This is a genomic window from Brevibacillus gelatini (genome assembly GCF_050920745.1).
Taxonomy (GTDB): domain Bacteria; phylum Bacillota; class Bacilli; order Brevibacillales; family Brevibacillaceae; genus Brevibacillus; species Brevibacillus gelatini.
This window is the reverse complement of the sequence record NZ_CP154342.1, coordinates 1,497,330-1,518,862: the sequence shown is the minus strand read 5'-3', so window position 1 is coordinate 1,518,862 and position 21,533 is coordinate 1,497,330. Positions and strand designations below refer to the sequence as shown.

Genomic DNA, 21,533 nt, shown 5'->3' with positions numbered 1-21,533 from the left:
AGCGAACGTGTATTTCCATATAAAAGACCCGCTCCTGCCAAAAGGAACGGGCAATCATACGGCGTCGCATTTAGTGTTTGTTCATTCCAAGCGAATCCGACACATCATGCTGCATGTGCGCGTATTCATCTACGCCGCTCTGCATCTGCTCCCTGATCCGGTTGATCTGCTGGTAATTGAGCTTGTTGTGTCCCTGGTTCAGCTGAACGTACAAACGCTGGTGGAACTGGTCCTTGTAGCTACCTCTGGGCATGGTAGACATAAGAGAAGATTCCTCCTTCGCTCGCCGTATGAGTACAGTATGGCGTCACGCCTCTGGCCTTATGATGCCAACATTTACAGCTCATTTTTCGCAACTTTGCCGACAAACCATATAGAGGGAGGTGCTGATCTGGTGAGACGCTTGCTGACCGCTTTCCTGCTTGCCATTCTTCTTCTCGCCACCTTCTGCCCGGAGCAGTCCGCCCAGGCGAAGGGCAAAGAAACCGTCACCGTCTCTGTCTCGGTTTCGCCAGCCTCGGCTTTTCACTCTACGCTGAGCTTTTATACCCAGCCTTCGTTCGTCAAACGGCTGTTTGCCGCAAAAAAGGTGGCAGCGTTCGTGCACCCTCACTGGGTTCGGGCCACATTGACCGTTAAACAGCACCAGTTTGTGTACGATCACGACGGGAAATTGTTTGCGAGCGACAAGCCGCTGCAATACCTTTTGCCGGCGGATGTACAGCAACGAATCGAGGAATTTGTCGCGCATGTGGAGAGCGTTCATTACGCAAAAGCGATTCCGTGGGAGCAGGTCAAAAACATTTTCGGCCGCATGGAGTACGCCACCGTCATTGACCTGGAGACAGGCGAGCGGTTCCACGTCCAGCGCCGTGCAGGCAGCAGACACGCCGATGTGCAGCCGCTGACGCGCACTGATACGCAGACGATGAAAAAGATTTACCAGGGCAAATGGAGCTGGAAGCGCAGGGCGATTCTCGTCGAGGTCAACGGCGTTTATTTTGCAGCTTCCATGCACGGCATGCCGCACGGTGCGGGAGCGATTGCGGGCAATGATTTTCCCGGCCATTTTTGCATCCACTTTTTCGGAAGCTCGACTCACAGACGCAAGGAACCCGACCCCAGCCACAGCCTGATGATCCAAAAAGCGTCCGGCTCGCTGGCAACGGCGATGATCGGAGCTACCGCGGAGGAGCTGGTAGGGTATTTTCTCACGGCCCTGCACGAACAGGACAACCATGTTGTACAAATGACGACAGACGGCTTCACGCTGCCTGCCCGGCTTTCCAACGTGGCATCCGTCCGCAAGAGTGAGATCATCATTCCCTCTGACGAACGGGGACCGTTGCTTTCCGAAGTCCATGTCCACCTCGCCTATTTCACTCATGACAACCGCGAAAGGAATGAAGAGTGGACGTTTGTGCTGCGCCGCTCCACGCCGTGGGACAGGTGGCGGGTTATCGCCATCGACTTGTAACGAAGGTACGGAAGCACGACAGCAGAGAAAAAGCCGACCATCCTCCTTGCAGGATCGCCGGCTTTTTGCCTCACTCTTTTTTTATTCATCATCCAGTTGAAACTCTCCGTACGTCGACAGCACGCTGTTGTACTCTGCCAGATTGCGAATGCGGATGCCCCGCTTCAAGCTTTCCAACTGCTCTTTTGGCAGGCTCGCTTCCATTTTCACCGTGTTGATCCGGTAAAACGTCTGGATGACGTCCTGCTCGGCAGGCAGCCCGTGAAACAATGTCAGCATCCCGTTCGCCGACAAGCCAAAATGTCCGTTCTCCTTGCATGCAGGAGAAATGTCCTGCTCCCTTTTCAGTAAAATCATTTTGCTCGGATCGGCTGACACAATCTCCCAGCCTTTGTAATCTCCCATCGCTTCCTGCAAATGCCCTGCAGCGATCGGTTGCCGTTCTTCATCCCGGACGCCGCACAAATAGCTGCGCGTGAGCACCAGCTCATACGGCTTTCCTGCCACCATTGCCGACTTGCCGAAGTCTGTATGCAGCAGTCGGAGCAGACCGTTTTCCTGGCTCCCACTGCCTGTCAGCAGGATACCCAATACGATCCCTGTGAGAAGTGCCGCACTCCACGATGCGTACACCATCCATTTTTTTTGCATGGTTTGATGAACCCCTTCTCAAGCCTTTTTTCCTAGTTTTGCCATGTTTGAAGAGGGACATACGTGAATCTCGCAAGGATTCGTAATTGGCGAGAAATTTATCGCGAGCAAACGGATGAATATTTATACCATTCTTTCTTTTTTGTCAATAGATAAAATTTAATAATCTTAACCTGCATTTATCTACCAATCTACACATTCTAGTGATAAAATATTTTTGCTTGTACTTCTATGCGAACTTATTGGAGGTTAATCTGAAATGAAAAAGTCAAACAAACAGACGCTGGCTGCTTTTCTTCTCAGCACGTCCCTGATTGTCAGCGCCCTTGCTTTCCCGCTTACCCCCGTGAGCGCCGAAACCGGTTCTACCTTGAAGCTCCGCTTGCTTGAGACAACCGATATCCACACCAACATCGTAAACTACGACTACTATCAAGACAAATCCACCGATGAATTCGGCTTCGCCAAAACCGCTACCCTGATTAAAAAAGCGAGAGAAGAAGCGAAAAACAGCATTCTCATCGACAACGGCGACCTGATCCAAGGAAACCCGCTGGGCGACTACGTAGCGAAAATCGATCCGCTGCAAGACGGTGAAACCCACCCGGTTTACAAAGCAATGAACCTGTTGAACTACGACCTTGGCAACATCGGGAACCACGAGTTCAACTTCGGCCTGGAGCATCTGAATCGCAGCCTGAAAGGTGCAAAATTCCCTTACATCAACTCCAACGTCTACATTGATGACAAAGACAACAATCCGGACAACGACAAAAACATGTTCACTCCATATCAAATCCTGGAGCGCAAGTTCAAGGACGAGAGCGGAAAAGAAGTAACCCTGAAAGTCGGCGTGATCGGCTTCGTTCCTCCGCAAATCATGCAGTGGGACAAAACGAATCTGGAAGGCAAAGTCATCGCAAAAGACATCGTGGAAAGCGCCAAAAAGTTCATCCCTGAAATGAAGCAAAAAGGTGCCGACATCATCGTTGCGGTTCCGCACTCCGGCATCGGTCCGGTTGAACCGGCAGCAAACCTGGAAAACGCGAGCTACCAACTGAGCAAGGTAGAGGGCATTGACGCCATCCTGTTCGGCCACTCCCACCTCGTATTCCCTGGACCTGGCTTCGAGAACATCCCTGGCGTTGACAGCGAAAAAGGAACGATCAACGGCAAACCGGCTGTCATGCCTGGCTACTGGGGCAACAACCTTGGCGTGATCGACCTGACCTTGAAGCAGGAAAACGGCAAATGGAAAGTGGTTGAGTCAGTTACCAAAACGATTCCGATCTACGACAGCACAAAGAAAGCTCCCCTGGTAGATGCAGACCAGGCCGTTCTCGATGCCGTCAAGGAAGAGCACGATCACACCGTGGAATGGGTACGCTCCGCTGTAGGGAAAACCTCTTCCCCGATCTTCAGCTACTTCGCGCTGGTGCAAGATGACCCATCCATCCAGATCGTAACCAACGCACAAAAATGGTTCGTCGAGAAAAACATTAAAGGTACAGAATACGAAGGCATTCCGGTTCTGTCCGCAGGAGCTCCATTCAAGGCAGGCGGCCGCAACGGCGCATCGTACTACACCAACATCCCTGCAGGCACTATCGCGATCAAAAACGTGTCTGACCTGTATATCTATCCAAACACGCTGAAGGCTGTCCTGATTGACGGTTCCCAGTTGAAAGAATGGCTGGAGCGCTCTGCGGGTCAATTCAACCAGATCGATGTGAAGAAAACGGAAGAGCAACCGCTCATTAACGAAGCCTTCCCGACCTATAACTTTGACGTCATTGATGGAGTAACCTACCAAATCGACGTTACACAGCCATCCAGATACGCTATCGACGGTAAACTGGAAAACAAAGACGCAAACCGGATCAAAAATCTGTCCTACAACGGCAAGCCAGTCAAACCGGAAGACAAGTTCCTCGTCGTAACCAACAACTACCGCGCAGGCGGCGGCGGCAACTTCCCTGGTTTGGACGGCAAAAACATCGTCATTGACTCTCCGGATGAAAACCGCCAAGTCGTGATCGACTACATCCTGAGCCAAAAAGACATCAACCCGGCAGCAGACAACAACTGGACGTTTGCACCGATTGACGCGAAAGTGAACGTAACCTTCACTTCTTCGCCTGACGCGAAGCCTTTTGCCGAAAAAATGCCAAACCTGAAATTCATCAGCCAACTGGAATCCGGCTTTGCCAAGTTCGCCATCGACCTGTCCAAGCCAGCTTCCAAGTAAGCCTGACCTCTCCAAGACAAACATCCCTCATTTTTTGAGGGATGTTTTTTCTTCGTATCGTTTACCCGACAAAATGATATTCTCCCCACGGCGAGCGCTGGAAGATGCGCTCCCCGTCGTCCAAAAACTTTTGCCGGTTTTGCGCAAGTTTTCCCTCTAGCATCACAAGCTGCAGGACGCCGCGCATATGGTAGCCTGGTCGTCTGCTGTACAGTCCTGTCACCTCGCGCAAAAAATTGTCGGGGTAACGGAGCAGTTGATGAACGGTCCATATTTGCGTGTCGCTCAAATAATTGATGTTGCTGTACGCTTCCATGGCTTCCACGAACGATTCCATGCGATAGTCCTGCATCAGCAGCATGCGCGACATCAGCTGGACGAGATCGACGAGCTGGATGTCGTGCCCGACCGTATCCAGGTCGATGAGATAGCAGTTCCCTCGCTGGGTGAGCAAAAAGTTGTGGCTCGCGACGTCTCGATGCGCCAGCGTGCCCCTCTCCATGGCCATGTACATTTCCGGCATCAACGGCAGCTTGTAGGCAGACTGCAGCAGTTGCTGACCGTCGCGCAGCACCTCTTCGGCCGAATGCGCAATGATTTGCTCCAGCTTGTTTTGCGGGCCGTTTTGCTCGATCATCCATGTCAGGCGCTCGAAGTATTCCAGGCGGCTCTCCCACTTATCCAGCAAATTCGGCTTTTCTTCGTACGCAAACGAATGCGGGACCGGGAAGCCTTGCGCCGCGACATGAAAACGAGCCAATGTCTCCGCTGTCTTTTTCACATCATATAGGGAAGCGTTGTCGGCTTCCACACCGTCGATCAGCTTCATGATCGTGTAGTAACGATCTTCGTAAGGCAAAATTTTGCCGCCCTCCGCATCGGAGACGTAGTGCACCGTGCGGACAAAGCCCTTTTGCCTTAAGGCATCGGCTAACTCCGTGACCCATACTGCTTTTTCCAAATGCTTATACCCTTTGATGATCCAGTGTCCCCGGTCTGTTTTGAGCAGATTGACGTTCCTCTTCGGCTTTACCCCGTACACCTCACAACGAAAAGCTTTTTCAATCGCTGGTATGAGTCCTTTGTTCATAACCGTCCCTCTCAGTACGAAGACGATTCATCAAGCCCGTCTCCCCAGTTTGGCCATGCGCCTTGTTCGGGCATGGAAACGACGCACTGGGTAGGCGGAAATTTCTTGTTGTGATGAAACGGCTGCGGACAACGGCTGCTTTTCACGCGTCTGCGCTTTCTGAACACGGGGCTGGCCGAGGAACACTCACATGATGAGGATGACTCCACTGGTTCAGGGCAGACAGGCATTTTCAGACGCGGCGGTCTTGGCGGATACGGCATGAGCATGGATGGATACATCGGCGGCATCGGATACAGCGGCATCGGCAACGGCATTGGACGCATCGGCGGCATACCGTACGGCATCATCCCTGGAAACGGCGCCATCATCTGTCCCGCACTTGTAAACGGCCTGTAAGGAAACATCGGCTGCTCTTGCCCTGTAAACGGTCTACGCCTTTGCTCCGGTCCCTTTTGTTGCGGTCCCATCTGCTGCGGACTGACCAACTGCCTTCCCGGCTGCTGCGGCACAGGCATGCGCGGAGCGGCGCATGGCGGGCATGGCCGAACAGGCGGGCACGGGCGAAGCTGTGGCGCAGGTGTCAGCGGACGCACTTGCTGCTGCGGTGGTCGCGTTGGCATCGGCATGGGGCGTACCTGCTGTGGCGGCAGCGGCGGTATGTTCGGCATCGTGATGTTTGGCGGGCTGGGAGGCTGGTACATGTACGGGCTTACCTGTGTTGGCTGCACAGGCGGCAGCGTAGGCCGGGCTGGCGTCGTTGGCACTGGCGGCCTCTGCGGCCCCAGGTTGATATTCGGTCCAGATGGCGTTGGGGAAACGTCGTCCTCCTCCTCCTCCGGCATTGGTTCGGGAGTCTGTGATGGGGTTAGTGTTGGAACTGGTGTTGGCGTTGGCTGGAGCATCTCTGGCGACACAGACGGAGCTGGCGAAGCCGGGGGCATTTCCTTCGCTTTCGGCGTTTGCGGAACCTCCGGACTCACTGTTGGCTTGGTTTCCGATTCAATCCGCACCTCTTCCTCTTGTTCTTCTGGCTCAATCGGACGCCGCTCAATCTGCAGCGGCACGTCATCCAACTCCGGCTCGGTCATTGGCCGTTCTTTTACAAATGGAGCCGCCTCGCTCATCGGGTGAGGCGTTGTCCGCGGTTGAGGCCTGACAGGCACGCGCTTTGCCGGGATTTTGATTCTCGCTCCGGGATAGAGCGTATCGGGAGTTTTGATTTGGCTGTTCAAAAGCAGCAATTCCTTGTAATCGACGCCGTATTTTCTGGCGATTTTCCACATGCTCTCGCCTTTTTGTACGATGTGAATCCTCAATGGTTCTCCTCCCTTGCGTAAAAACTCCCTACCATGGTATGCACCCATGGGCGTTTTGCTCCTTTACGCCTTGGCCTTCTTGACAGGGGGAGAAAAAGAAAAAAGCCAATTTTTAACAATTGGCTCCTTGCATATAAAACGGATACGTTCCCAGCTGGCGCACCTGACAGCCGATTGCTTCAATCTCGGCAAAGGCTCCCGGCAGCAGGACATCATCCATCTTTTGCTCAATATCAATGACAAAATAGTAGCTTCCCAATGCTTTTTTCGTCGGGCGGGATTCGATCCGCGACAGGTTGACTTTTCTCCAGGCAAACGCCGCCAGCACCTGGTACAGCGCCCCCGGGAAGTCTTCCGGCAGCGTGACGAGAATCGTTGTCTTTTCACGCGCGGACGGCTGCAGCGCAATCGGCTCCTGGCCGACGAGCACAAAGCGGGTGTAGTTATTCGAATAATCTTGAATTTGCTCGCGGGCGAATTCCAGCGGATAAATTTCCACGTTCAGTCTGGTGCCGACAGCAGCCCACGGTTCTTCGGGATGCTCACTCACGATTTTTGCTGCCAGCGCCGTGCTGTTCACATTCTCAATCTGGGCATGCGGCAAGTTTTCCCGCAAAAAGTTGTGGCTTTGCGCAATCGCTTGCGGATGCGACAAAACCTTCGTAATGGCAGACAAAGGCAATGGCTGCTCTCTTTTTGCCACCAGCAAGTTTTGCGTAATCGGCAGTGCCAGCTCGGCCATGATCGGCAAGTCGACTTCGTGAATGAGCCAATCCAGGGTGGAATTGACGGTTCCCTCGATGGAATTTTCCATCGGCACAACCCCGAATGCCACTTCCTTGTTGGAAACGGCGTTCAGCACATCAATAATGCTCGGGTACGGAACGAGCGAGATCGGCTGGCCTTGCGTCAAAGACCGAGCCGCCTCTTCCGTAAACGTTCCGCGAGGTCCAAGAAAAGCAAGTTTCTTCTCCATGGCGTTCTCCTATCCACTATTTTCTATCTCTGATGGATCTCTACTTGTACGCCATTTTCGTCCGGCTGCAAAATCATGACACGGTATGTAATGCCATGCCGTTTCATCACGCTGTCCACGAATGCGCGCAGTTGTCTCTCCTCTTCTGCGCCAGAAAAGAAGCAAAGAATCGTCGGACCCGCACCGCTCAATGCAGCGCCTACGGCACCGTGCTCAGTCGCGTTGTCCAGGATTTCGTTCAAGCCAGGTACAAGTTTAGCGCGATACGGCTGGTGCAGCCGATCGGACATCGCCCGTCCCATCAGATCGAGTCTGCCTTGTGCCAATGCGGCTACGAGCAAACTGCTATGTCCCACATTATATACAACATCTTCTTTGCTGTACACCTGCGGCAGGACGTTGCGCGCTTTTTGCGTTTCCAGCATGAAATCCGGGATGACGACGAGCGTTTGCAGCCCGGCGGGAGGAGAGAACCGAACATACGGGACAGGCTCTCCCGCTTTTTCCGGCATGGTTGCCACGATGATGCCGCCAAACATCGAAGCTCCTACATTGTCAGGGTGTCCCTCCATTGCAGTTGCCTTCGCGAACAGTTCATCGCGGGTAAACGGCTCCCCGGCAAGCTGATTCGCTGCCACCAGCGCTCCGACAATCGCCGCGGCACTGCTGCCCAGCCCGCGCGTCAAAGGAGCGTCGCTGGAAGCCCGTATCGCCAGCTCCGGAACGGCCAGCCCGGCTTCTGCAAACAGATCCGCAGCTACTTGATACAACAGATTGCTTTTGTCTTTCGGGATCCCTTCCAGCTCTTTTCCCACCAGCTCGACGGTTGTCCGCTCACTGATTTCCATTTCCACGACCGAATACAGTTGAAAAGCCATTCCCAAAGCATCGAAGCCCGGCCCCAGATTGGCTGTGCTTGCGGGAATCGTCACTTTTACGCGCTGCCCGCTCATGATACGACTTCGCTCCCGCTTTGGCGAACCAGTTGCATGACCGCTTCGCGTGTCGCTGGCACCGTTCTCGGCTCTTCGCCTACGAGCTTCAGCGCGATGTTCGGGTCTTTCAGGCCATTTCCGGTCAAGACGCAAGCTACCTTGACGCCTTGCGGAAGTTTTCCTGCCTGATGCAGCTTGATGATGCCCGCCAGCGACGCAGCAGATGCCGGCTCGCAGAAGACGCCCTCGTTTTTCGCCAAAAGCTGGTACGCCTGCATGATCTCTTCATCGGTCACGCTGTCGACAAGTCCGTTCGATTCGGCGATGGCATTCAGAGCGCCATCCTTGCTCGCAGGATTGCCGATGCGGATTGCCGTTGCAATCGTCTCCGGATTGGGAACTGGTTGTCCGAGCACGAGAGGCGCGGCTCCCGCTGCCTGGAAACCGTACATGTGCGGCAGGCGGCTGGATTTGCCCGCTTCCTTGTACTCTTTGAAGCCTTTCCAGTAAGCGGTGATGTTTCCGGCGTTGCCCACGGGAATCGCCAAAATGTCCGGTGCGTCAGCCAAGGCGTCGCATATCTCGAACGCTCCTGTCTTTTGCCCTTCGATCCGGTACGGATTGACGGAATTGACGAGCGTAATCGGCTCTTTCGCCGTAATTTCGCGCACGATGTTCAGCGCCTCGTCGAAGTTTCCGTCGATGGCGATCACTTCCGCGCCGTACGCGATCGCTTGCGCCAGCTTGCCGAGAGCGATGTTGCCGCTCGGAATCAGCACGATGCAGCGCAGGCCGGAGCGTGCAGCATAAGCAGCGGCAGCAGCCGACGTGTTGCCGGTGGAAGCGCACATGATCGTTTTGCTGCCTTCCTCTACTGCCTTGGCGACAGCCATCACCATGCCCCTGTCCTTGAACGAGCCTGTCGGGTTCAGTCCCTCGTATTTCACGTATAGCTCAACGCCAAGCTGTCTGGACAGGTTTGGCGCGTGAATCAACGGTGTGTTCCCTTCGTGCAGACTGATAAGCGGTGTCTTGTCCGTTACCGGAAGAAACTCCCGATAGCGTGCGATAATGCCAGATTGTCGATCCGAACTCATTATTTGTCTCCCCCTTCTACCCGGTAGCAGCTTTCAATTTTGGACACGATGTCCATTTGTTCCATGTAGGCAATGACTCCATCCATGTCGCTCTTTGCGGACAGGTGTGTCACCATGATGATTTCCGCCTCGCCATTATTGTACGGCTGCTGGATGACTTGCTCCAGGGAAATGTTTTTGTCAGCCAAAAGCTGGGTGATCTGTGCCAAAACGCCGCGCTTGTCTGTCACGACGATTCGCAGGAAATACTTGGACAGCTTTTCGCTGTCGTCCTTGAGAATTTTTTCCTTGTATGGAGCAACCATGCCGCGTCCGTTTACCCCCAGCTTTCTGTTTTTCACGACGGTCACAAGGTCAGACACAACTGCCGTTGCTGTCGGAAGCTCGCCTGCCCCCGGCCCGTAGAACATCGTCTCACCAACCGCTTCGCCGTGAACGTACACCGCGTTGAACACGCCGTTGACAGAAGCCAGCGGATGCGATTTTGGCACCATGGTCGGCTGCACGCTTACCTCGATCGCTTCTCCATCGCGTCTTGCCAGGCCCAAAAGCTTGATTTCGTAGCCCAACTGCTTGCCGTAGGCGATGTCCTCCTTGCTGACAGAGCTGATTCCTTTGACGTCCACGTCTTCGAGCTTCATCGGTACGCGGAAGCCGAGTGTAGCCAGAATCGCCATTTTGCGGGCCGCATCGAAGCCTTCGACATCGGAGGTCGGATTCGCTTCCGCATATCCCAATGCTTGCGCCTCTTTCAAAACGTCGCTGTAGTCGGCTCCCTCCTGACTCATTTTGCTCAGGATGTAGTTGGTCGTCCCGTTGACGATGCCCATCATTTTGGTGATGCGGTCGGAGGAAAAGCCTTCCACCAGCGCGCGCAGGATCGGAATGCCGCCTGCCACGCTCGCTTCGTAAAAGACGTCACAGCCTTTTTCCTGTGCCTTGTTCAAAATTTCTGCCCCGTGCAGCGCCATCAGGTCTTTGTTGGCTGTCACCACGTGCTTGCCGCGCTCCAGTGCCGCGAGAATGTACTCCTTGGCCGGATGGATGCCGCCGATCACCTCGACGATCACTTCAATGTCCGGATTATCCAGAAGCTCAGCAGGGTCTGTCGTCAAAAGACTGTTCATGGAGCTGATATGGCGCGATTTTTCTGCGTCCTGTACGAGAATTTTCGCAATCTCAATTCCCAGACCCGTCTGCTTTTGCAAATCGTCCTGATGCGCCTGGATGATGCGGACAACCCCTGTCCCTACCGTGCCAAACCCCATTAATCCCAGCTTGATGCTTTGCTTCTCCATTTTTTCTCTCCTCCTACCCAATCTTTTACCCTCTGCCGACGATCATCGCTTTGCGAACGCCGGGTATTTCTTGCAGACTTTCCAGAAATTCCGTGCTGGATACGCGCAGGTTGGCCATATCGACAGACATGGAAATGTTGGCAATCCCTTGCAGCGGAATCGTCTGATTGATCGTAAGCACGTTGCCGCCTTGTTCGGCCACATACGTGAGCACCTTGGACAAGTAGCCGGACATGTGCTCCAGCGAAAACGTGATCGTCATGATCTTCTCGCTCATCATGGCATTGAAGGGAAAGATACCGTCCTTGTATTTGTAAAAAGCACTTCGGCTCAGTCCTACCCGCTCCACAGCTTCATTCACGGTGTCCACTTCGCCGGACTCCAGCAGCTTTTTCGCTTCGATCGTCTTGACGATGGATTCTGGTAAGATGTCTGATCGTATCAAGTAGAACTTCTCTTCCCGTTTCACCTTCATGTCCTCCTGAGAAAAACAGTTGTTTCTACATAGAGGACATTATAACGGATACCGTTCGCTGTGACAATCCTTCGTGGCCAACTTTTTTTCAACGAACCCTGTTCGGTTCACTCTCGTTACATGAGCTTGCCCCCCTTCGCGCACACTAAAAGCGGTTGGAGGAAGAGGAGGTGAAAGACAGATGGCAGGACGCGGAAAGTCCGACAAATCTGAGCGCCGCAACAATCACCCGGCCGGGAAGCCGAGCAGCCTGGATCAGTTTGGCGCTGATCTGCGCGGCAAAAAAATGGCACAATCCCCGAACATCGTTGAAGATCCGAGCGGCAACAAATAATCGCGCGAGCACGTGAAAAAACCCGGGATGGAGATCCCGGGTTTGTGCGTGTTACTCGTATGAATTAGTAGGCCAGCGAGGACAGACCGTTGATATGAGTCAGGTAGCGGATATTGCTCGCTTCCTTCATCAAGGTTGCTGGCAAGCCTTTCAGCTTCAACTGGCTTGCGCCGATGGTTCCGATGGCGTCTTTGCGGCCCAGGCTGCCCAGCGTACCGGAGAATACCGGCTTGAACGTATCCATTTTGGTGCCGTTGAAGTGCGCGAACAGATTGTAGCCCACCAGTTCGCCCATTTGCCATGCCAGTTGGGCAGTCGGCGGGTATGGACGGCCTTCTGGCCCCATCACAACCGCGCTGTCGCCAGCGAGGAATACTTCCGGATGAGAAGTGGATTGCAGGAATTCGTTAACAGTTGCACGGCCACGGTTTACTTCAATACCGCACTCCGCAACTACGCGGTTGCCTTGCACACCGCCAGTCCAAACCATGGTTTTGGTTTCGATGGTGCTGCCGTCTTTCAGGCATACCGTCGTTTCTTTCATTTCCGTTACCGGAACGCCGGTCAGGAACTGAACGCCGCGTTTTTCCAGACTTGTTTTCGCACGCTCTACCAGGTCAGAAGCAAAGCCTGCGAGGATGGATGGCCCTGCCTCCACGCAGTAGATGGACAGGTCTGCAAAGTCTACGCCGTATTTGCGGCACAGGTCCGGCAGCATGTCGGCGAACTCGCCAACCAGCTCGATCCCGGTCAGACCCCCACCGCCAACCACAAAGGTAGCATCCGCCTTGTTTTTGCTCTTGCTGTATTCTGCCACGCGCTCTTCGAGGTGCGCACGCAGACGGTTTGCTTCCTCCACGGATTTCAGAGTGAAGCTGTACTCTTGCAGGCCAGGAATGCCGAAGAATGCCGTCTCGCTGCCCAATGCGATAACAAGCGCATCGTATTTGATGGACTCGCCGCTTGCCAGCGTCACACGCTGCGATTCGAGGCCGATTTTTTCCACAGTATCAATCACGAGGTTAATCTCTTTGCCGCGCAGCAGTCTTTCCAGCGGCAGTGCCACGTTTTGCTCGGACAGGTTTCCTACTGCCAAACGGTGCAGCTCCGTGATGATCTGGTGAGTAGGGAAACGGTTCACAAGCGTGATTGTCGCTTCTTCAGCCGTCATGTATTTACGTGCAGTCAAAGCGGACAGCAATCCGCCGTAGCCGCCGCCCAAAATGAGAATATGCTTCGCCATGCCCAATCCTCCGTCCTTGTCTCTCGTAGGTTATCGTAATTAGCGTTTTTGCTGCTCGCGCTCTGCCAAAACTTCCAGGAATGCCTGTGCGAAACGCAATGTTTTTTGCACTTGCGGGTCTTTCAGCATTTTGAGAATGCCGAACAAACCGACAGTGGATACCTCCGCGTGCGCGCGGTCGTTTGCCTCGATTGCCGCTTGTGCGATGCCTTTTGCCTTGTCAGAGATCGGTTTTACGAACTCTTCCATGCCGCCCTTGATGTCATTGATGAGCACCTGGTCGTTGGCTACGGTTTGTACCAGATCGTACGTTTTGGTGAGGATGGTTGTCATCTCGGCCAGTTTTGGCAGGTTTGCCACCAATACATTCAGGGATTCTTGAATTTCCGGTTTCATCAACTGATCGAGTACATCCATTGGCTGCTCAGGCGCCAGGGTAGCTGTGCTTGCTACTTCCGCATGAGCTTGTTGCGTGGTTGTTTGAGACATAGAAAAACGTCCTCCTTTGCTTTGGAATAGAGGCCTTCCTTCTCGATGCCTGTTCATACAAGTAACGGCCGCTATTCTCCCAAAATACCGAAAAGCATGTGTGCTTGTAATATTTTTCACAAAGTGAAGTGTACAACAGCACGAAATGATAAAAAAGTGCAGAATTTCACAAAGAGATATTCAGGAAAGCGTACACAAAAATTCACCAGGTGAACAGGCTCGATTCAGAACTCTATGTACTCTACTATATACTTTCTTCACAGGAACAGCAAAGGAAAAAAACCGCTTCTTAAGAAGAAGCGGAAGACGTGAGCTTTTTATAATAATCTTTGATGGCTTGATGATGTTTTTCATTGATGTCCGTAAAAATCAACTCGATCACGGTCTGTTTGTCATCGAAGGCTTTCTCTACAATTTTTGCCATCATGACGACTTCCTGGCCGGTTGAAGGCACCGTGAACGAGAGGTGGAGAAACTCTCCCTTGGCCACGTAGCCTTCTGTACCAAGGATCAGCCGTGTAGGTGAAATCTTCAGCAGCACAGCCTCTCCTTTTTCCTCGATCGGTCTTGCTCCCATCACCTTGTACGGAACCCGGATGTTGACTCCCGGGGAGATGGGCTCCTGCTTGTGGCCTGGCGCAATCTCGACGCCGACACTAATCGGAACCATCGCCAACATCTTGATTGGCCATACTATTTTTTCTGTAATGACTTCCAGATCAATCGTGTTAATAGCCGCATCCGATTCCCACCGAACACGTACCGTTGATCCGAGCAATTCGGCTTTCGCTTCTGCCTTCATCTCAAGAGAGACAACGAGATAATTGTTTTTGACGTACTCTACCATTGCTTGAATGGGTGTTTTGACCTGTCTTGAGACCATCATCGGCAAAGAAGCACCGCGTTGGAGGCGTTTGTCCGCCATAAAAGGGGTAAGGGATGGGGTATCAGTCATTTTGTTTGTCACTCCACAAAATCAAACTCTAAATTGCCAATCCGAACGGTATCCCCGTCTTTTGCACCGTGCTTGCGCAATGCCTCGTCCACACCCATGCTGCGCATCTGTCTCGCGAAGCGCTGAGCCGCGTCGTAGCTGTTGAGGTTTGTCATACGCACCAGCTTTTCAATTTTCTCACCGCTGACCACGAACACATCGTTTTCGCGGCTGATCTCAAATGGCTCCGGCTCTTTTTCCGCCCGGAACACCACGCGTTCTTCCACTGCCTCAACTTCCTCGACTGTCGGCTTGTCCGGAATGGTCGAGAGCATTTCACCCACTGCGTACATCAGCTCCTGTACGCCTTGTCTGGTCGCTGCCGAAATCTCGAACACTTTTGCATCCGGCACTTTTTCTTTGAAGCGCCGCAAGTTTTCCGCCGCTTCCGGCAGGTCCATCTTGTTCGCTGCGATAATTTGCGGACGCTCCTCCAGCTTCAGGTTGTACAGCTTCAACTCGCGGTTGATCTGCAAGTAATCCTCGTACGGATCGCGTCCATCCACCCCTGCCATGTCAATGACGTGAATAATCAGGCGGGTGCGCTCTACGTGGCGCAGAAACTGGTGTCCAAGCCCTACACCTTCGTGCGCGCCTTCAATCAGTCCCGGCAAGTCAGCCATGACAAAGCTCTGCTCGCCCAAATCCACGACACCGAGATTTGGCGTGAGCGTCGTAAAATGGTACGCCGCGATTTTTGGCTTCGCCCCTGTCACACTGGAGAGCAGCGTCGATTTTCCAACACTCGGATAACCAACCAGCCCGACATCGGCAATCAGCTTCAGCTCCAGAACGATGTAACGCTCCTGGCCCGGTTCTCCGTTCTCCGAGATATGTGGCGCCGGATTGGACGCATTGGCAAAACGGATATTCCCCCGTCCGCCACGTCCGCCTTTGGCAATTACGGCGCGCTGGCCGTGCTCCACAAGATCGGCGATGACTTCTTTTGTGTCGTCATCAATGACAGTCGTGCCCGGCGGTACGCGGACGATCAAATCTTCCGCCCCGGCTCCGTGCTGCGACTTGTTGCGTCCGTGCTCTCCGCGCGGCGCCTTGAAATGTCGTTGATAGCGGAAGTCTACGAGCGTGCGCAATCCTTCGTCAACCTCAAACACGACATCGCCGCCTTTTCCGCCATCGCCGCCTGCAGGACCGCCAAGCGGCACGTACTTCTCTCTGCGAAAGGAAACGGCTCCGTTCCCACCGTCTCCGCCTTTTACATACACTTTTACCTGATCGACAAACATGGTGTCACCTCTTTCATTCCGCGAATGGAACCAGCAAGTCCAGCACCCATTCGTCTTCCGTCTGTATCCACTCGGTGACCTCCACCGTACTTTGTTCGCTATCCCGTATCAGCTTTTCCAATTTCTCCATTCCGGATGCATTCAGCTCTCCGGCCAGGTCAAAACGGAAATGAACACCTCGTTGATCCGCCCGCAAGCTTACCTGCATGCTGGCTGGCTCATAGCCATTTTGGTCGACATGATCGTTCACTGTGCACAATATCCCCGACACCAACTGAAACAAGTCCTGCTCACCCAATGCTATTCGCGTGAGATCCACATCATTGCACACGTCTACTTCCAAAAGCATTTCCTTGTTCAGCGCATTGAATGTCAAGAAGAAGACGGACAACAGGGAGTTGTTCAAACGTGCGACCATGGATTCCTGCATCGCCATCTGCGCGATACGCTTCAAGTGCGCCTCTCCCTGCTCAGTACGGTTCATATGCAAATAGCCGAGCAGAACCTGAACGTGGTTCAACCAGTCATGCCGCTGTCGGTTCAGCACTGCCAACAGCTGGTCTGTCTGATGCGTAAGCAGTCTCCGCTCGTCCCCCATCACTTTCACCCAAGTCAATAAGAATTTCTTTCCTAACTATTGTACCATAAAAGAAGCCGGGACAATGAGAAAACTTGGCTATGTCCAACTATTTTGAAAGCAGCCTGCTCCCTTGCACTCCGATTGCCCGAAAAGCAAAAGAAAACCCAGCATCGATTCTAGGATGCTAGGCTTTCCTTCATCAAATATTTACGCTTCGGAAGCAACTGGCTCGATCACAACTTGCTTGCGATCACGACCCAGACGTTTGAAACGAACAATACCATCTGCAGTTGCAAACAGAGTGTCGTCTCCGCCTCTCATTACGTTCGCACCTGGGTAAATCTTCGTTCCGCGTTGGCGAACGAGGATGTTTCCGGCAGTAACGAATTGACCGTCACCGCGTTTCACGCCCAGACGCTTGGAAATGGAATCGCGTCCGTTCTTTGTGGAACCTACCCCTTTTTTCGATGCGAAAAACTGAAGGTCCAAATTAAACAGCATGTTCATATCAGACACCTCCCTGCCATTTATGGTCATTCACTTTTACGTATTTTCCGTACTGCGCTGCAACCGATAGCAGGGCGATTACCATGCTTTCAGCCAAAAGCTGCTGCTTTTCCTGTATGTCCGCCGCTTCCGAGGAAGCGAGCGTCCACTTCAGAAAACCGCCGCCTTCCTGGGCGACTGAAACTTGCGGTGTCAGTCCCGTCAGCGGCTGCACGCTGTTTAATATGCCAAAGCTGATGCCTGATACGGCAGAACAAACGATATCCTCCCCATAGGCACCCGCATTGGCATGTCCGGAAATACTAATTTCATGGATACCGTGCTGCGCACGGCTCACGATCACTTCGATCATAGCAGATCACCAAAATTAAGCGTTGATCTTTTCGATCACAACTTTGGTGAACGGTTGACGGTGACCTTGTTTGCGACGGTAGTTTTTCTTGGCTTTGTATTTGTACACGATAATTTTTGCGCCTTTACCGTGTTTTTCTACTTTACCAGTTACCGTAGCACCAGCTACTGTAGGAGTTCCTGCAGTAATTTTGCCGTCTTTGCTTACGAAGAGAACTTTGTCAAAAGTAACAACTTCTCCTTCGTTGCCAGCCAATTTCTCGATGAAGAGAACGGAACCCTCTTCTACTTTGTATTGCTTTCCACCGGTTTCGATAATTGCGTACACTGTGTGCACCTCCTATACTCAGACTCGCCTCTACAGGTGCGCCGTCTGGCGGCGACTTATGTACCCGATTCGTGCGGTTACAGTATGCACAAGACATAGCTGCATGACAAACATTAGCTTATCATAGCCCCAATCGCCCAGTCAAGTCATATTCCGATTGTTTTCGGACAAGCGCTTGGCTTCCGCTGCGCTTCCCGCATAGGTGATCCGGTAACTGTCCGGGGCCAACCGTGGCTCCTCGCGCTTGAAAACGCGGAGCGGCCAGTTGTTTTCCGCTGCTGCCCCGTCGTCCACGAGCGGAAAAAGTCTGGCAGAAAGCTCCACGACAGCCGCCTCTGCCTGTTGCGAACGGGCAAGCGCGGCAAGCTCGTTTTGCAAACGGTGAATACTTTCGTCTGCACGCAAAACTCGTCCCCGTCCCTCGCACGCAGCACAAGGCTCCGTCAGCCGCTCGGCCAGACTTGCCCTCACCCGTTTTCGCGTCAGTTCGACCAGTCCCAGCGCCGTCATGCCATGCACCGTTGCCGGGACTCGATCCCTGGCCAGCTCTTTTTTCAGCATCGCCAGCACCTTTTCTTTATTGGCCGGCTCCTTCATGTCGATAAAATCAACGATGATAATACCTCCGATGTCGCGCAGCCGCAGTTGTCTGGCGATTTCCTTTGCCGCTTCCAGATTGGTTGCGGTGACGGCCTGCTCCCTTTGCTGGCCGCCCCCTCCGGTAAACGACCCGGTATTCACATCGATCACGGTCATGGCCTCTGTCCTGTCGATCACGAGATAGCCGCCGTTTGCCAGCGGCACCTCGCGCTGGAGAGCCCGTTTCAGCTTGGCCTCCACGCCCAGCGCGTCGAACAGCGGCTCTTTGCCCGTATATTTTCGCAGCAGATTTTGCGCATCCGAAGCGAACACCGCCAGCGCTGCCTTTACTTGCTGATAGGTAGCGGCATCCTCCACTACCACTTCGTCGAGCCCTTCTGCCAACGCCTCGCGCAGCGCCGCTTCGACCACGTCCAGATCGCTGCCGAGCCGCCCGGGCGACTTTTTTGCCTCCGCCTGCTGGCACACACCCTCCCAGCGCTTGCGCAAATAGGCAAGCTCGCGCGCAAGATCCTCGCCGTCCACGCCAGCTGCTTCCGTCCGCACAATCGCTCCTTCCTTGCTTCCGAAGAGCGGCGAGATGATCTGCTCCAGCCGCTGCCGCTCCTTTGGCTCGTCAATTTTTCGCGACAGCGACAAGCCTTCCTCCAAGGGCAGGTACACGAGGTAGCGTCCTTGCAGGCTGATTTTCAGCGAAATTTTTGGCGCCTTGAGTTCTGACCCTTCCTTGATGACCTGACAGATGACATACTGGCCCGCCTGCACGCGTTCGGAAATGCTTGCTTTGTCCTTGCCCCCTGAGGTGACTGGCAGCGTGTCATCTACATACAAGTAAGCGTTTTGCCCGCACCCAATATCAACAAAAGCGGATTGAATTCCCGGCTTTACATCCGCGATACGTCCATAGTACAGGTCTCCGGCGCTGACGTGACCGCCTGTCTCCTGCGTCCGCCACTCGATCAACTGCCCGTCCGCAAGATAAGCGATCCGCACCCCGCCCTTGCCGCTCATTGCCAATTGTCTCATCGCACTCACACTCCGTATTCCCGTCCTTTTCCGCCACCTGAAAAAATGGCCGGACTCCCAGCAAGTAATCTATCATAGGCTACCGGAAAAAGAAAGGCGCGATGTCGGCAGGAATCGTCTGCTACGAACAATGCGGATTTCGCCAAAAGAAAAAGCTTCCCCGACACAAGTGGCACAAAGGAAGCTGGCACATCTGCTCGCTTGTGGAATAGCCGCTTCCCGAAAAAACGTCAAAGGAGCTTGCCCACTGCGGCATCGTGTTTTTGCTCAAACAACAAGGCGTGCAGAAGCTGTTCCTCTGCCAAAAGTCCCGCTCCCTGCACGTAAAAAAGATGGGATCGGCCGCGTCGCAGCTTATGGGACACGGCCAGTACCGTCTCCTCCGGGTGGACGCGGATCGCATGGACGGACGATTCTTCCTGCCTGCGCCCGTACTTTTCCACCAGAAAGCGAAAAAACTGATACGGAAAGCGCAAAAATGACTGGATATTCAGCACGAGCAAATATAGCCCGATAATGAGCAAATTGAGCTTCAGATCAAGACCAGACACTCCGACGAGGACGCCCGCAAGCAAAGTGCTGCCCGCAAGCGAGGCGAGAGCTGCCTGGCGATAGGACAGGAAGCAGCAAAGCATCGCCAGCACGATCCGCCCGCCGTCCAGCGGCCAAATCGGCAACAGGTTGAAAAGCGCGATCGTCGCGTTGCTGACGAGAAAAAACCGGGACCAGTCTTCCGTCCAGACCCCTGTATACCAAAACAGGTACGAGGCTGCCATCATCACCATGTTCATAAACGGCCCGGCAAGCGCCACTGCCATCTCATCCAGCGGGTCTGTGGCGTAGCTGTTTTCCACGGTCGCCACCCCGCCAAAAGGGAGCAGTTGGATCTCCTGCACCCTCCAGCCCAGCTCGCGGGCCATCGCCACATGTCCCATCTCGTGAATGAGGACAATTACGAACAGGGTAATCACTTCCAAAAAGTGCCCGGTGAATACCGACACACCGATTACCGCCCAGAAGAGCAGATGAATGCGAAAGCGTATGTCCAGCCATCTGCCGTTATTCAAACGGAATCACTTCCAGCGGATCGACAAACTGGTCATCTGTTTTCGCCGCGAAGTACAAATGCCGCTCTGTTCCGTTCACCACCCGTGCCGTTCCAATCACCTGTCCAGGAGACAGCACCTCATCTTTTGCCACGCCGACACTGTCCAGATTGCCAAGCCACACTTCCCGTCCTTTTGTCAGCCGCACAATGACGGTCGTCCCAAAGCCAGGCTGCTCCCCGACGTAGGAAACCCAGCCCATCTCCCCGATTTTCACCTGCTCACCGACTCCTGTATCCAGCACAACTTTCGTATCTGACGCTTCATAGGCTTTCACCACTTTCCAGTTGGCAGGCAGCCGCCAGACAGCTGCATCCTTTGCCGTGCTGGTCGCCGGTACGGCACTTGGCCCCGGAACCTGGGGCAACAGCGTCGGAATCGGGCCGAACCGGGCTTCGTACCAGACTGCCACACCCGCGAAGTTAAAATCCCGCGTCATGACCTCGCGCGCAGAATCTTTCCAACTTGCTGGAATCAGAGACGTTTGGAACAACAAGTACGCCACTCCCAGCAAAAGCACGGAAGCGAAAACTTGCAGCCCCCATTTTTCATGAGACGGCGGCTGCATCCCTTCGTTGTTTTCCTTCAAGGAAAACCCGAACGGCTCAGGCTCCACTTCGATCGGGTCCTTCCAGTCGTCCACGTAGGGAGAGAAACTGTCTCGTGATTGGGTACGGATTCGCTCCAGTCGCTCCCGTCTTCGTTCTTTTACACGATTTGTTCCACCGAACATGTCCATCCCTCCGCAGGCCAAGCCTTTGTTCCATTTTATGACTTGTCTTCCTGCTTTATGCCGCCGCTCCCAACGTTCCTCCCCTTGCAAAAACCGCCCCAATACGCAAAAAAGACAGTCTCCCCGTTGAGAGACTGCCTTTGAATCAGTCGAAGTTTACAGTTTGATTACGCTAGCGGCTTGTGGTCCACGGCTACCTTGAACGATTTCGAACTCAACTTTTTGACCTTCGTCCAGAGATTTGAAACCTTCAGACTGGATCGCGCTGTAGTGTACGAATACATCGTCTCCACCTTCAACTTGGATGAATCCGTATCCTTTTTCCGCGTTAAACCATTTTACGATACCTTGTTGCATGAAACAAAACCTCCCTGAACATTACGCCCCATGAGGCGAAAGAGTGTAGCGTTAACCCCTTTACAGATAAGC

General features: G+C 53.6%; 24 protein-coding genes and 1 other annotated feature. Of the genes, 3 read left to right on the top strand and 21 right to left on the bottom strand.

The window, feature by feature from the left end; all coding sequences use genetic code 11:
- Nucleotides 1–70: 70 nt before the first annotated feature.
- Complete coding sequence (locus AAFJ72_RS07515) at nt 71–262, bottom strand: hypothetical protein (protein ID WP_122905936.1); 192 nt, start codon at nt 260–262, stop codon at nt 71–73.
- Nucleotides 263–394: 132 nt separating this feature from the next.
- On the opposite strand from AAFJ72_RS07515, the gene AAFJ72_RS07510 reads away from it, so the two are divergent.
- A complete protein-coding gene (locus AAFJ72_RS07510; protein ID WP_432776631.1) occupies nt 395–1,477 on the top strand; it encodes a hypothetical protein in 1,083 nt (360 codons plus the stop codon).
- 81 nt (nt 1,478–1,558) lie between these two features.
- Here AAFJ72_RS07510 and AAFJ72_RS07505 read toward each other — a convergent pair whose 3' ends face one another.
- The gene (locus AAFJ72_RS07505) at nt 1,559–2,128 is read right to left on the bottom strand and encodes a BofC C-terminal domain-containing protein (RefSeq protein WP_432776630.1); all 570 of its coding nucleotides are present in this window, start codon (nt 2,126–2,128) and stop codon (nt 1,559–1,561) included.
- 259 nt (nt 2,129–2,387) lie between these two features.
- On the opposite strand from AAFJ72_RS07505, the gene AAFJ72_RS07500 reads away from it, so the two are divergent.
- Nucleotides 2,388–4,376 carry a bifunctional 2',3'-cyclic-nucleotide 2'-phosphodiesterase/3'-nucleotidase gene (locus tag AAFJ72_RS07500; protein ID WP_432776629.1) on the top strand — a complete coding sequence of 663 codons (1,989 nt, stop codon included), beginning with the start codon at nt 2,388–2,390 and terminating at the stop codon, nt 4,374–4,376.
- Between the two features lie 61 nt (nt 4,377–4,437).
- On the opposite strand, the gene AAFJ72_RS07495 is transcribed toward AAFJ72_RS07500, so the two are convergent.
- The 7 genes from AAFJ72_RS07495 to AAFJ72_RS07465 form a co-directional block, all read right to left on the bottom strand.
- A complete protein-coding gene (locus AAFJ72_RS07495; protein ID WP_432776628.1) occupies nt 4,438–5,466 on the bottom strand; it encodes a phosphotransferase in 1,029 nt (342 codons plus the stop codon).
- Nucleotides 5,467–5,477: 11 nt separating this feature from the next.
- Nucleotides 5,478–6,785, bottom strand: a complete 1,308-nt coding sequence (locus AAFJ72_RS07490; protein WP_432776627.1) for a LysM peptidoglycan-binding domain-containing protein — start codon at nt 6,783–6,785, stop codon at nt 5,478–5,480.
- 112 nt (nt 6,786–6,897) lie between these two features.
- Nucleotides 6,898–7,761, bottom strand: coding sequence for a prephenate dehydratase (gene pheA, locus AAFJ72_RS07485; RefSeq protein ID WP_432776626.1), 864 nt, complete (start codon nt 7,759–7,761; stop codon nt 6,898–6,900).
- Nucleotides 7,762–7,784: 23 nt separating this feature from the next.
- Nucleotides 7,785–8,714 (bottom strand): homoserine kinase, encoded by a 930-nt coding sequence (gene thrB, locus AAFJ72_RS07480; protein WP_432776625.1) that lies wholly within the window; start codon nt 8,712–8,714, stop codon nt 7,785–7,787.
- Entirely contained in the window at nt 8,711–9,793 is a 1,083-nt protein-coding gene (thrC, locus tag AAFJ72_RS07475; RefSeq protein ID WP_432776624.1) for a threonine synthase, read from the bottom strand. Before thrC ends, thrB begins: the two co-directional genes overlap by 4 nt.
- Complete coding sequence (locus AAFJ72_RS07470) at nt 9,793–11,091, bottom strand: homoserine dehydrogenase (RefSeq protein WP_122905927.1); 1,299 nt, start codon at nt 11,089–11,091, stop codon at nt 9,793–9,795. The genes thrC and AAFJ72_RS07470 overlap by 1 nt, the downstream gene beginning before the upstream one ends.
- A 25-nt stretch (nt 11,092–11,116) precedes the next feature.
- Nucleotides 11,117–11,560: an ACT domain-containing protein gene (locus AAFJ72_RS07465; protein ID WP_122905926.1), complete on the bottom strand. Its 444-nt coding sequence runs from the start codon at nt 11,558–11,560 to the stop codon at nt 11,117–11,119.
- Nucleotides 11,561–11,747: 187 nt separating this feature from the next.
- Here AAFJ72_RS07465 and AAFJ72_RS07460 point away from each other — a divergent pair, with 187 nt between their 5' ends.
- A complete protein-coding gene (locus AAFJ72_RS07460) occupies nt 11,748–11,900 on the top strand; it encodes a hypothetical protein (RefSeq protein WP_007782400.1) in 153 nt (50 codons plus the stop codon).
- A 64-nt stretch (nt 11,901–11,964) separates the two neighbouring features.
- Here AAFJ72_RS07460 and AAFJ72_RS07455 read toward each other — a convergent pair whose 3' ends face one another.
- The 12 genes from AAFJ72_RS07455 to AAFJ72_RS07400 form a co-directional block, all read right to left on the bottom strand.
- Nucleotides 11,965–13,143, bottom strand: coding sequence for an NAD(P)/FAD-dependent oxidoreductase (locus tag AAFJ72_RS07455; RefSeq protein WP_432776623.1), 1,179 nt, complete (start codon nt 13,141–13,143; stop codon nt 11,965–11,967).
- Between the two features lie 39 nt (nt 13,144–13,182).
- Nucleotides 13,183–13,632, bottom strand: coding sequence for a DUF1641 domain-containing protein (locus tag AAFJ72_RS07450; protein ID WP_122905924.1), 450 nt, complete (start codon nt 13,630–13,632; stop codon nt 13,183–13,185).
- A gap of 289 nt (nt 13,633–13,921) precedes the next feature.
- Nucleotides 13,922–14,599: a PilZ domain-containing protein gene (locus AAFJ72_RS07445; RefSeq protein ID WP_432776622.1), complete on the bottom strand. Its 678-nt coding sequence runs from the start codon at nt 14,597–14,599 to the stop codon at nt 13,922–13,924.
- Nucleotides 14,596–15,873 carry a GTPase ObgE gene (gene obgE / locus AAFJ72_RS07440; RefSeq protein WP_122905922.1) on the bottom strand — a complete coding sequence of 426 codons (1,278 nt, stop codon included), beginning with the start codon at nt 15,871–15,873 and terminating at the stop codon, nt 14,596–14,598. The genes AAFJ72_RS07445 and obgE overlap by 4 nt, the downstream gene beginning before the upstream one ends.
- A gap of 13 nt (nt 15,874–15,886) precedes the next feature.
- Nucleotides 15,887–16,480, bottom strand: a complete 594-nt coding sequence (locus AAFJ72_RS07435) for a Spo0B C-terminal domain-containing protein (RefSeq protein ID WP_246005839.1) — start codon at nt 16,478–16,480, stop codon at nt 15,887–15,889.
- A gap of 180 nt (nt 16,481–16,660) precedes the next feature.
- Nucleotides 16,661–16,954 carry a 50S ribosomal protein L27 gene (gene rpmA / locus AAFJ72_RS07430; protein WP_122905984.1) on the bottom strand — a complete coding sequence of 98 codons (294 nt, stop codon included), beginning with the start codon at nt 16,952–16,954 and terminating at the stop codon, nt 16,661–16,663.
- A gap of 7 nt (nt 16,955–16,961) precedes the next feature.
- Complete coding sequence (locus tag AAFJ72_RS07425; protein ID WP_122905921.1) at nt 16,962–17,312, bottom strand: ribosomal-processing cysteine protease Prp; 351 nt, start codon at nt 17,310–17,312, stop codon at nt 16,962–16,964.
- Between the two features lie 15 nt (nt 17,313–17,327).
- Complete coding sequence (rplU, locus tag AAFJ72_RS07420) at nt 17,328–17,639, bottom strand: 50S ribosomal protein L21 (RefSeq protein ID WP_122905920.1); 312 nt, start codon at nt 17,637–17,639, stop codon at nt 17,328–17,330.
- A gap of 10 nt (nt 17,640–17,649) precedes the next feature.
- Nucleotides 17,650–17,728 (bottom strand) — a sequence feature (ribosomal protein L21 leader region).
- A gap of 52 nt (nt 17,729–17,780) precedes the next feature.
- Nucleotides 17,781–19,265, bottom strand: a complete 1,485-nt coding sequence (locus tag AAFJ72_RS07415; RefSeq protein WP_432776621.1) for an Rne/Rng family ribonuclease — start codon at nt 19,263–19,265, stop codon at nt 17,781–17,783.
- 230 nt (nt 19,266–19,495) lie between these two features.
- A complete protein-coding gene (locus tag AAFJ72_RS07410) occupies nt 19,496–20,332 on the bottom strand; it encodes a M50 family metallopeptidase (protein WP_432776620.1) in 837 nt (278 codons plus the stop codon).
- Nucleotides 20,325–21,104, bottom strand: coding sequence for a peptidoglycan DD-metalloendopeptidase family protein (locus AAFJ72_RS07405; protein ID WP_432776619.1), 780 nt, complete (start codon nt 21,102–21,104; stop codon nt 20,325–20,327). The genes AAFJ72_RS07410 and AAFJ72_RS07405 overlap by 8 nt, the downstream gene beginning before the upstream one ends.
- 156 nt (nt 21,105–21,260) lie before the next feature.
- Complete coding sequence (locus AAFJ72_RS07400) at nt 21,261–21,461, bottom strand: cold-shock protein (protein WP_122905916.1); 201 nt, start codon at nt 21,459–21,461, stop codon at nt 21,261–21,263.
- Nucleotides 21,462–21,533: the final 72 nt, after the last annotated feature.